The organism is Pedobacter sp. T50_32 (assembly GCF_057652195.1).
In genome coordinates, this window is sequence record NZ_JBYFBY010000001.1 from 1,041,219 (window position 1) to 1,052,859 (window position 11,641).

General features: G+C 36.6%; 10 protein-coding genes. All 10 read right to left on the minus strand.

What is annotated here, in order from left to right:
- Nucleotides 1-2,100, minus strand: a complete 2,100-nt coding sequence (locus AC23ME_RS04505) for a tetratricopeptide repeat-containing sensor histidine kinase (RefSeq protein WP_487726550.1) — start codon at nucleotides 2,098-2,100, stop codon at nucleotides 1-3.
- Between the two features lie 97 nt (nucleotides 2,101-2,197).
- The gene (locus tag AC23ME_RS04510) at nucleotides 2,198-2,755 is read right to left on the minus strand and encodes a DUF4256 domain-containing protein (RefSeq protein ID WP_487726551.1); all 558 of its coding nucleotides are present in this window, start codon (nucleotides 2,753-2,755) and stop codon (nucleotides 2,198-2,200) included.
- A gap of 4 nt (nucleotides 2,756-2,759) precedes the next feature.
- On the minus strand, nucleotides 2,760-3,338 hold the full coding sequence (locus AC23ME_RS04515) for a YdeI/OmpD-associated family protein (RefSeq protein ID WP_487726552.1): 579 nt from the start codon (nucleotides 3,336-3,338) through the stop codon (nucleotides 2,760-2,762).
- 133 nt (nucleotides 3,339-3,471) lie between these two features.
- Nucleotides 3,472-4,416, minus strand: a complete 945-nt coding sequence (locus AC23ME_RS04520; RefSeq protein WP_487726553.1) for a phosphatase PAP2 family protein — start codon at nucleotides 4,414-4,416, stop codon at nucleotides 3,472-3,474.
- Nucleotides 4,417-4,614: 198 nt separating this feature from the next.
- Entirely contained in the window at nucleotides 4,615-5,247 is a 633-nt protein-coding gene (locus AC23ME_RS04525) for a sterol desaturase family protein (RefSeq protein WP_487726554.1), read from the minus strand.
- A 4-nt stretch (nucleotides 5,248-5,251) separates the two neighbouring features.
- The gene (locus AC23ME_RS04530) at nucleotides 5,252-6,532 is read right to left on the minus strand and encodes a DUF4833 domain-containing protein (protein WP_487726555.1); all 1,281 of its coding nucleotides are present in this window, start codon (nucleotides 6,530-6,532) and stop codon (nucleotides 5,252-5,254) included.
- Nucleotides 6,533-6,633: 101 nt separating this feature from the next.
- Nucleotides 6,634-9,195 (minus strand): DUF5686 and carboxypeptidase-like regulatory domain-containing protein, encoded by a 2,562-nt coding sequence (locus AC23ME_RS04535; protein ID WP_487726556.1) that lies wholly within the window; start codon nucleotides 9,193-9,195, stop codon nucleotides 6,634-6,636.
- Between the two features lies 1 nt (nucleotide 9,196).
- Nucleotides 9,197-9,571, minus strand: a complete 375-nt coding sequence (locus AC23ME_RS04540; RefSeq protein WP_487726557.1) for a GtrA family protein — start codon at nucleotides 9,569-9,571, stop codon at nucleotides 9,197-9,199.
- Nucleotides 9,572-9,575: 4 nt separating this feature from the next.
- Nucleotides 9,576-10,031 carry a phosphatidylglycerophosphatase A family protein gene (locus AC23ME_RS04545; protein ID WP_487726558.1) on the minus strand — a complete coding sequence of 152 codons (456 nt, stop codon included), beginning with the start codon at nucleotides 10,029-10,031 and terminating at the stop codon, nucleotides 9,576-9,578.
- 283 nt (nucleotides 10,032-10,314) lie between these two features.
- Nucleotides 10,315-11,628: an inositol-3-phosphate synthase gene (locus AC23ME_RS04550; protein WP_487726559.1), complete on the minus strand. Its 1,314-nt coding sequence runs from the start codon at nucleotides 11,626-11,628 to the stop codon at nucleotides 10,315-10,317.
- Between the last annotated feature and the right edge of the window lie 13 nt (nucleotides 11,629-11,641).

Consider the following 11,641-nt stretch of genomic DNA (forward strand, 5'->3'; position numbering starts at 1 on the left):
CTAGCCTTTGTAGATGGGCAAGGTGATATAAAACGTAGTTCCTATTCCCAATTCACTTTCTACTTGTAATTCTCCCTTGTTCTGGGCAACCATGTCTTGGCACAAAATCAATCCAATGTGGAAACCCTTTTCGCCAGATGTACCAGTATTTGGCTTGTGTGTTAAATTGAAAAGATTTTCTTTATCCACATCGCTAATTCCTGCGCCTGTATCTTTAATGGTGCAGATGATATTTTCACTTTCTTTTCGAGCATTAAAACTAATGCTATCGCCTGCTTTACAAAACTTCACTGCATTAGAAAGTAGGTTTCTAATCACTACGTGAACCATATTTAAATCTGCCAAAACAGCCAAATCTTCACTAATATTGTTCTCTACTTCAATAGATTTTAGCTTAATCTGCGATTCTACTAATTTAACATTATGGGCCACTACCTGTTGCATATTTACAGCTACAGGATTTACAACCATACCACCAAGTTGGCTCTTAGACCATTCCAATAAATTATCTAGAAAAGAAGCAGTGGTGTAGGTAGTATCTTCTAGTTTTGAAAACAATGCTGTAAGCTCTTCTTCATTTAAATCTCCTTGTCGGTACATTTCGAAAAGCATTCTAAGGTTGTTGATCGGACCTCGTAAATCGTGAGAAACAATAGAGAAAAACTTATTTTTTACCTGGTTAAGTTTTTCGAGCTCCAAATTTTGTGCAAACACAATTTCCATTTGTGTTTTTAGCTCTTCGTTTAATGCGCTTAGTTCTTCGTTTACTTCAGCAATTTCTTTTGATTGCGTTAGTAGTAAATCGTTCGCCGCTTTTTTCTCCGCATTTCTTTTGTAATAAAGAGCTAAAAGTATAGCGACTATAATGAGCAAAATCGAAAAAATACCAATAGCAATTACGTAATCGTTATTTTTTGCTGCAATTTTTTGGTTATGCTTCTCTAGATTTTTATTGTCAGTATTTACTCGTTTCAAGTCGTCTAATATGACCTCTTTTTTTATTTTAGTATTATTTAGACTGTCATTTATCGCCATGTAGTGTGTTTGGTGCTGTAAAGCTTCCTCAAACTTACTTTGTGCTTTTTCTACCCTTACCAAATATTCCAAAGCCTGTACAACTAAAGTCTTAGAACTGGCTTGGTTAGCTTTGGCGAGTGCCATATTCGCACTTTCCTCAGCTTTTTTGTAATCGTTTAAATGTAGATAAGCATAAGACATCGACATTAAAACAACAGCTTCTTGATAAACATTTTTAGTTTTTTGATTGTTCTCTAGTGCTATTTTAAGATGAGGTAGTGCTTTCTTATATTGCTTTAGATTGTTGTAGACCAATCCGATGCCCCAGTTACTTAAGGCGATACCATTTAAATCTCCTAGTTTTTCTCTAATTGCTAAACTTTGTCGGTAGTAATTTAAAGCTACCTTCTGATCGCCGATTTTTCTATTTGAACCACCTAAAGAAAAAAGTGCTGTTGCTAGCCCTGTTTGATCATTTGGCGTTTGCTTTACATTTTCATAAACCTGTCTAAAATAAATATCGGCTGTTTTATATTCGCCCAAATCGAAATAAAGCGAACCTAAATTCATGATACATTGATTTATACCTCGCTTGCTATTAAGTTTTCTAAATATTTTAAGAGATTCTTCATAGTTTTTTACGGATTCTTGTTTCCTGTCGAGCCGATCATTAACAAAACCCATATTGACCAAACTTCTGCCAACTCCATAAATGTAATTTGCAGCACGTGCTTTTTCGTTTCCTATTTTGAAATAGTACAGCCCAGTGTCCAGGATACTTCTAACAGCATAGGCCATTCCCATGTCTATATAAGCATCAGCAACGTTAGAATCTATATTGTTTTTTTCTGCTAACTGAAGGTACTGTTTAGCATAATAGAATTTTTTGATAGGATCTACAGAGGTGTAGGCGGCAGATAGCTTCTTTAGAACTTTAATTTGTACCGTATCTGGGTCTGTTGATTTGAGTTGTCCCAATAAATCATCTATACGAGAAGTTTGAGCTACAGCCAAAAAACTAATACACCATAGCAGTATGCAGCACAGTATATACTTCGTAAAGCGTTCGATGGCGTTGAGCATAACTGGATGGTTTTTATTCGTTTGGTAAAACACCAGTTAAATATAAAATTATTCTTTTAAAGAGTGAAACGCTAAGTGATAAATAGGTTGTTATGATTTATACCCTTAAAGATCCTCTAAACCCTCTAGCTCCGTAATAAGATTGAGCCCCGTTATGATATAGGAAAACAGTGTTGTAGCGGCGGTCGCAGAATAAAGCTCCATCTAATTTGCGTATACGCTCTGGAGTTTGTATCCAGCTGGAGGTTTTAAGATCAAATTCACCAAGTTCTTGCAAAGCCCTGTATTCTTCTTCAGTAAGAAGCTCAATGCCCATTTCTGATGCCATATTTACAGCGCTATCGTTTGGTTTATGTTCTTTCCTGGCTTCCAAAGCTTCGTGGTCGTAGCAAGTACTTCTTCTACCTTTTGGGCTTTCGGCAGCGCAATCGTAAAACAGAAACTCGCCAGTTTTTTGATCAAAAGCTATTACATCGGGTTCACCACCAGTAATGTCCATTTCATTTAGCGACCATAATTTTTCCGGTTTCGCAGCTAATTTTTCCTGCACCTTAGCCCATTCTATTCCTTCGTGGCGCTTCATATTCTTCTCAAAGCGGATTTTTAAAATGCTCAATAATTCTTCGCTTTGCTGTGCTGATAATTTTTTGCTCATAATATTAGTCGTTTATGCCTTTGCCTTTTAAAATCTGTGGGATATATTTCTCTACTCTTGCTGCTCGTGTTTTAGTTTGTTTAGCATCGGAGAAATGAAATAGGTAAGCTCGTTGTCGGCCCGGAGTAAGTGCTTTGAAAGCTATGCTTAAAGCCGGAAATTCTTCGAGTTTTTGTTTAAATTCTTCTGCAACCTCAAAATCTGAAGTTTTCTTCATTTCAACTTTTAAGCCAGCCTTTTCTACCTCAACAGCTTCAAAAATATAGTTTTTAATTTGTTGTTTAACTTCCCAAATTTCTTTTGAATTGGTAAAGCGTAGTTGTCTGGCCGATTGTACATAGTCGGTTTGTTGAATAAGTAAACCGTCTGCATTGCTAAGTAACACACCTTTGAAAAATAATAAGGCGCAGTAATCTTTAAACCCCTGTATAATTGCGATATTACTTTTGTAGATTGTGTAACAAGGTTGACCCCATTTAAGTTCTTCGGTTAGTCCACATTCTAAAACGATACTGCGCAGCGCTTCAAATTCTTCTCGCCATTTATCGGTTATACTTAAAAATTGATCTACTTTGGGATTCATTCTAACTTTACTAGTATTTAGTAAAGTTATAAATAGATTATCTAAATGGAAAATCTCCATAAATTCAACTCAAAACCTTTGATGATTTTTCACGAATAGCCAAACTGTTTTGTTAAGGTATTAGCCTTTTTTGCTAGGAAATCAATTTTAACATCTTTTCTATAAAGTTAGCTAGAGGTTTTCTGTCCTTTAACCAGTTGAACGAAAATATGCCAATAATTGAAGTGGTAACGCCTGCGAGCACATCGGCAACGTAATGGTGACTGGTATAAACGGCAGCAAACCAAATGCCTATCATTACGGTAATAAAGAAAACATTCGCTTTGCGGAACTTACCTTTAGCACCATAATAAACCACAATTAGCGGATAAGCAGAGTGTAAAGAAGGCATTGCCGCAAATACATTTGAACCCTTGCTATAGATAGATTTGAAGAGTTCTATGCCAAAGAAGTTATCGAAACGAACCAAGCCCGCTGTATTTCCAGGGGTATTGGCAATAAAGTTAAAACCATGCTCTTGCACATACCAAGGTGGAGCAGCAGGGTACAGGTAGTATACTACAAAGCCGAGCAAATTTACCCATACAAAAGTGAGGAGGAAATTAAGGAAATTGCGTCTTTCCTTCACGAAAAACAAAAATGCTGCGAATGCCAAAGGCACTGGTACCCACATCAAATAGAAGAAGCCGGTAAGCACATCTAAAAACGAGTTATGATGCAACAGCCAGTATTCGTTTGGTGTAATTTTTTGTCCGCCTTTTTCTATTCCAAACACACTTTTTTCAAATTGGTACAGATCGGCAATGTGTACTGGGTTATAGTTGTAATTGGGAAAAGCCTTCATGTAATCATAAATGATCCAATACACAATGAAGATGGAAAAGCCTATGATGAATTTTCGAGTAGTAGAAGTTAGGTAATAAAGTGCATTAAAGATAGCAATCAGTACCAATTGGTCGGTTTTAAAGCCAACCAAAAAGTAGGAAAGAATGAGATAGATTGCAGAAATGCCGAGCGTTAATGGCAGGTCTTTTTTTACATTTATTTTTTTCTCCTCAGCAGGAATTTCTGATATCATTTTATTCAATTTTGGCTTAATCTCGTCATTGCGAGATATGAAGCAATCTTAAAAGTTTTTTCATTCCAACATTAGGAGAGAATCTATGAGTTTAGTGTTGTTTTACTTATAGATTCTTCGCTGCGCTCAGAATGACAGAATAGAAAGATCGTTTTTTCAAAAAATTGGACCAATCTGCGCTTCGCAATGACGAACCAATTATTTTATGTCGTTCTTCTTCTCAAAACCAGATCTAAATACACCATCCCAAAACATCCAGCTTACGCCAAAACCTTTAGTAGCATCTTGATAATGGTGCAACATGTGATGATGCTTCAACTTCTTCCACAATCCGCTTTTAAAATTGGCATGATGTAGTGCGTAATGTACCATGTCGTAAAATAAATATCCACCAATAAAACCTATAAAAAACGAATAGATTTTAGCCTCTGGTAAAAGCCAATCGAATAAAAACCAAAATGCCAGCGCCAAAGGAATACTAGCAGATGGTGGCATTACCAAGCGATTTGCATCATTAGGATAATCGTGGTGTACGCCATGAAAAATAAAATGGATACGCTTTGCCCAAGCAGCAGTAGGGTAAAAATGGAAAACCCAACGGTGCATGATATATTCTGTAATCGTCCACACGAAAAGCCCGAAAGCTAACCACCCAAAAAACTCTAAAACCGGGGTTTCTAGGTCAAAAAGAGCTTTCCATACTAAGAAAGCTATAAGTGGGACAAATATAACTAAGGGTACGTAATATTTAACTTTAGATAGTGGTTCTAACAAGTCGCTTTTAAACATCCTTGTAGACTCGCTAGAATTTGAAATAAAATTCTTTGCCATGGTATTATACTTTTATTCTTTCGGTTATTGCTTTACTTGGATTGCCAGCTTCATAACCTTTAATTTCTACATATTTTACGTTCGGTACCCAAAAACTACCCCCTTCAATTCTTAAGAAAATTCGGTCTAGTAATATCTTTTTGTTGTTTGCTGTAGCATAAACGTGATATTTTTTATCAGTTGGCGATTTGGTAAGCAACAAAGGAAATTTCTTGTACGATACGAAACGTAATTCGTAATTACCATTACCGATATCCTTTGTTTGTATGCCGTACGCAAATTTACGTTGGATATAGTTTAAATCCTTCTTGCCTTCTTTATCTGCGTAGCGCATCCAAAACACATTCACCGGTTGCGATTTATTTAAATCACCTTTTTCATCGATATTTAACTGACAAATAATGGTATTAATATTTGGATCTCTTTGTACGTAAAATAACTGATTACTGATATTTTTTGGTGTTGGAAAAGTAAGTGGTGAAGGGTCGTCGCCATTTTGAGCTTTTAACACAGTTGAATTCGAAAGCCCCAAACCAGCAAATAAAATTAAGCCTGCTATTACAGCCGCTTTGTTATTTGTCTTAGGAAATTCCTTCGCGTCAAGTGCTTTTTTGGCATCTCTCAATCTGTTTACTGCCGTGATGTTAGTCATAATAGCCATCAACGTAATAGGCAATGTGAAAATACTCATGGTTTCAAATACATGGAACTTGATACCCGGAACGAAGATTTTATAATCATCGCCTAAAAAATTGTGAGCAACACCACAAGCTATTGCAAAAACACCAATAGTAACTACACGTTCTGGTCTTTGCATTAAACCACCTTTACACTCTACGCCCAAACCTTCAGCACGGGCACGTGTGTAACTTACCATCATAGAACCTATCAGGGCAATAAACGCGAACAACGAACTCAAAAAGTAATGGTGCGCCACCAAATAATAGCAGATGCCCAAGAACATTACCATTTCACTGTATCTATCCAAAACAGAATCGTACATGGCTCCAAATTTCGAGCTCATATTGCCCAAGCGTGCAACTTGTCCGTCTAACATATCGAATAGCCCTGCAAATAAAACCAAAGCACCAGCCCAGCCTACATAATCAAGCTCACCACGGTTAGATTTTTCTGCACCCACAATAAAAATTACAGCCACGCCAATATTTAACAACAAACCTATGGTGGTGACCATGTTCGGTGTTAAGCCAATTTTAATCAACCCTTTTACAAATGGGTTGATTACTTTGTAAATGCCCAATTGTAGGCTATCTCTTAATTTCATTTTTCGTTTACACTTTTGTTTGTCACTCGGAGCTTGTTATCGAAGACTGTTTATAGCAATGTTTTGACAAGCTCAACATAACACTAGCAATTTGCGATTTCTTAAAAATCTAATTTAACTCTAGCTCTAATTCCCCATTCGCTTACTTCTGGATTGTTTAGATAGTTAAATCTTTTTACCAAATCTACCCTTAGCAGTTTAAAAATATTACCTAAACCAACGCTACCTTCCATGTACGGCTCTTTACTTAGCGAGTAAGTTCTTTGAGCACCGCTGTCGAAAGTTGGCATTTTAAATGTGCCATCAGTCGTTTTTTCTGGGTTGTTCTCATCTCTTAGTCCACCGTAAATAGCTTTAAATGATACAATTTCTCTCAGTTTCAATTTATTTAACAAAGGTATCTTATTTAAAAAGAAACCGTTAAAATTATGATCGATATTTATTGCAGCGTATCTGTCACTTACAAACTCTAAAAAGTTCATTAAGTTGTAAGAGTTTAACTGATAAGCATAGGTTTGGTTGGCACGATGGATGGCTAGCAACGGAAAAGGCACTTTGCCTGCAATGTAGCCACCTTCTACTCTTACATCACTAAAACCTAATTGCGATAGATAAAAGCGCTTATCTACGCTACCCATAATGTTGTGGTAATTGTACTGGCCACCAAAAAATCCTTTAATACCTGCGGTGTATCTCAAGTTATAGATAGGGTAACGATCTATAATTGGAGTACGATAGATTTTCCCTTGATAAAACTTCTCATTTTTGGCGTATCGTAAACCTAAACTAAGTTCTGTGGTATGGATTCTGTTGATATCCATATTATTTGCAGCGCTCGTAAATAACAAACCACCGGCCGGACTTTGAGACCATTTTTTAAATCCAACAGTATAAGAAAATCTGTTTTCAAACTCTCTCACATAATCTAATCGGTAAAAATCGTTGTACAACAACATGTCGTTTACACCACGTTTAAACGATAGTAAAAAATTGTCTTCCTGCACAAACTGTAATTCTTGTCCCGGAATTTTAGTATCCCTTTGGAAACTAGCCCTTACATAATGTTGCGGGAATTTATAGATAGATTTATTGTTGATGGAATAAGTTCCTGACAAGAAAAATTTCCACTTTTCGTCTCTAAAACCATAAGCCGCATAGTTTTCAAAATAAAACCGCTGACTTAACGCTGGGGTAGTTCTACCGCCAACACGTAAACGGAAACCTTCTACATTATTAAAACTATAAAATGTATTGGTAGGTCCAACTTCGTAGGGGCGGAAATCCCAGTAACCGGCAACTAAAAACGTCACTAACTTAATGGTTTTTCTGAATGAAGGAAGCTTTTGTAAAGTATCTATATTGCTGTAGATCTTCTGTTGTTGTTCTCGAAGCGTATCCAAACGGTTTTGCGACCAAAAAGCATCGGTTTTTTTAGCAGCATCAGCCAACACCTCTATCTTTTTGCCCGAAAATACAGTATCAGGAATTTCCACATTCGTTTTGTAGCTGTCGTAGCTCACGCTGCGTTCGCCGGTAAAACCAATTCCCTTATTTTTGCTGATCCCGAAATCGGCGATAAGGTTACTTTTGCTCAAATAGTACCTGTTATCTATGTTTTTCTGGAAATCTAATTCAATCTCCATCCCTCTAACAAAGTTGAGGTTGATGTTCTTGTTCACACCGAATGCCGCTTTTTGAACTGCGTAGTTGCCATCCATTGTGATATAGATTTTGCCTTCGAACAACATATCGCCTTTGTTGCGTGGTGTAAAAGAAAGCTCAATTACATTAGGCGTTTGATTTTTCAGGGTATCGGTAATGAAAAACTTGTAAAAAGTTGGGGCCGAGTTAGCAATTGGACTTAAAAACTCATTGCTAATTACCGATATGTTATTATCGTAGATATTGATGTTTTGGTACATCCTATCGAAATAGGATTTCATCCCTTGGTTATCGATAAACCTATTGTCGAATTCTACTTGTTTCTCGGCCAAAACAACAGTTTTACTTCTGGTAGGATCAAAACTCAAATATTGGTCTGTAAGCTTTTCTTGGATATAGATTGGTAATAAATTTTTACCTCCAATTTTTGTAGAATCCTGCTCTTGAAACAAGAATTGATAATTTCTAAAAATACGTTTGTTCTTGAACTTCTCCGAAACGTTGCTCATCGAAAACAACATCTTTTCGTATTCTTTATACTGTACGGTTTCGTATGCCTTCGGCTGATTTTTATCTTTATTTTCGATAACCTGTCTAATCAGTTCTACTGCCGGATTGTTCTTGTTCGAATACCTAACTTTTTTGCCTGCAATGATTGTAACCTCGTTTAAGGATTGTGCATTAGATTTTAGTAGGATATCCATTTTTTGGGTTTGGCCTACTACAATTGTTTTGTACAAAACCTCGTAACCAACATAGTTAAACTTCAGTTTGTTGTAGTCTTCGTTGGTGCTTATCCTAAAATTTCCGTCAATATCCGTTTGCGTTCCTAAACGAGTTTCGTTAAAGAAAATAGAAACGTAAGGAAGGGTTTCTTTAGTAACGGCATCCCTCACCGTTCCGGTGATTACCGTTTTTTGCGCAAACGCCGATGATATGCCTAAAATGCTAGCACCAATTAGTGTTAGCGTTAAAATTATTGTTCTATATGTGTGTCTCATTTTACTGTGTGAAAATGAATTGCTTCTGCATGAAGTAATTATAAATTGTCCCAATCAGTCCAGAAACCAAGATTTTCGAAAGCATGTAGTTAATGCTTAAAAAATGAGTGAGTATGTAAACTCCAGTTGTTACGATCAAAAGATTGCCGCACCACACCAAAATGTATTTTAAAATTTGGAGTTTGATGTCTTTCTCTTTCGAATTGAAGACCCAATTACGTCCCATATAAAAGTTTACACAGCCACCAGCAACGGTTCCTGTTACACTTCCCGCAACATACCAAAAACCTAAAAAGCTCACACAAAACCAAGTGACCAAGTAATCTACCAACGTTGCTGTTAGTGACGAAGCTTGTGCTTTTAAAAAGGTTAACATCTTCTTATAATATGTTGAAGAAAATTATTATTTGCATTACGATGTTGGCATAAATCCCAGCCAAAACATCATCTGCCATTACGCCCCAACCGCCGGGCCACTTTTCCAATCTGCGTATGCCCAAAGGTTTCAATATGTCAAAAAACCTAAAAAGCACTAAAGCCGCAATGATATATTTTATTTCTACCGGTACAAAAAGTAACGCGATACACATTCCGGCAACTTCATCTATCACCACTCGCTGGTGATCTTTTCCCCAAAGCACCTCTACTTGGTTTGCGCTTCTTACTCCCTGCATCGTGATTAATACAGTAAATAAAACTGGTGCCAGTGATGGCTCATAATTTCCCAGCTGTAAAAAGTACCATAGTAAGCAGGTGAAGATAGAAGCATACGTTCCTGCGCCCTTGCCTATATAGCCAATTCCTAAGCTAGTTGATATGATTTTGTGAAATATCACTGGTTAATCTATGTAGTTTCTTTCGTAAAAATTATGTCGCAAAACTATGGAAACTTTTTTTAAATCTAAAGTTTCCGATAGGTTGTTTCCGTGTATTTAATGCCATATTACATTTGTCAGACAAACACAGGAAAATGTTGCGGATTTATATTTTTTGTCAGCTAAATATTTGATAGCCTTTGTGTTATTCGTCGGTAGATGAATTTAAAATTGGCGGTATTAAACGGTTTGTTAATACCGCCAATAGTTTTATTACAAGGCTTTATGCACTTATGGAAATGAATTATTCTTCGTCGTAATAATCTAACCCTAAGTGAGTAATTAATTCTTCACCCATGAAATAACGCAAAGTGTTGTGTAATTTCTCTAATTGTTTGAAGATATCGTTCTCTGGACGTAATCCCTCTTTAGTTTGAGGAGATTTCAAGTAGAACGATAACCACTCTTGAATACCGCTCATGCCAGCACGTTTAGCTAAATCTGAGAATAAAGCTAAATCTAACACGATAGGAGCAGCTAAGATTGAGTCACGGCACAAGAAGTTAATCTTGATTTGCATTTTGTAACCCATCCATCCGAAGATATCGATGTTATCCCAGCTCTCTTTGTTATCACCGTGAGGCGGGTAGTAGTTGATACGGATTTTATGGTACATATCGCCATACAAATCAGGGTTTTGCTCTGGTTTGAAGATATCTTCCAATACACCTAATTTAGAAACTTCTTTAGTTTTGAAGTTATCAGGGTCATCCAATACTAAACCATCACGGTTACCTAAAATGTTGTCAGAGAACCAACCACGTACACCTAAAGAACGAGCCATTAAACCTGGTGCTAAAACTGTTTTCATTAACGTCTGACCAGTTTTGAAATCTTTACCAGCTACTGGAGTTTGAGTTTCTTTAGCCAACTCTAACATTGCAGGAATATCTACAGTTAAGTTTGGAGCTCCGTTTGCGTAAGCATAACCTAATTTCAATGCTGCATAAGCATAAATCATACTTGGTGCAATGTTTGCATCATTGTCTTTTAAACCTTGCTCAAAAGAAGCTACGGTTTGGTGAACTGCAGAAGGCTCTAAATAGATTTCTGTAGAACCGCACCATACCAATACGATACGCTCACAGTTGTTTTTAGCTTTAAAGTCTTTGATATCTTCAATTACTTGTTGTGCTAAATCCCATTTTGAAGCAGCTTCTTTAACGTAAGTTCCGTCTAAGTTTTTAACGTAGTTTTTGTCGAATGCAGCTTTGTAAGGCTTAATTGCTTCTAACTCGTCTTTGATATCATATAAAAGATGACCATCAATTACCTTAGCTTTCATTGCAGCATCATACACATTATCTTCATACACATCCCAACCACCAAATGCTAAGTCTTCTAATTTTGCTAATGGAACGAAATCTTTAATTAAAGGCTCGTTGTTGTCTGTTCTTTTACCTACACGAATGGTACCCATTTGTGTTAAAGAACCAATAGGTTTAGATAGACCTCTTCTAGCGGCAACTACACCAGCAATCATGGTGGTAGCTACAGCACCTAGGCCAGGCATCATGATACCTAATTTTCCATTGGCTCCTTCTACTTGCTTTTTCATTATTGTTTATTAT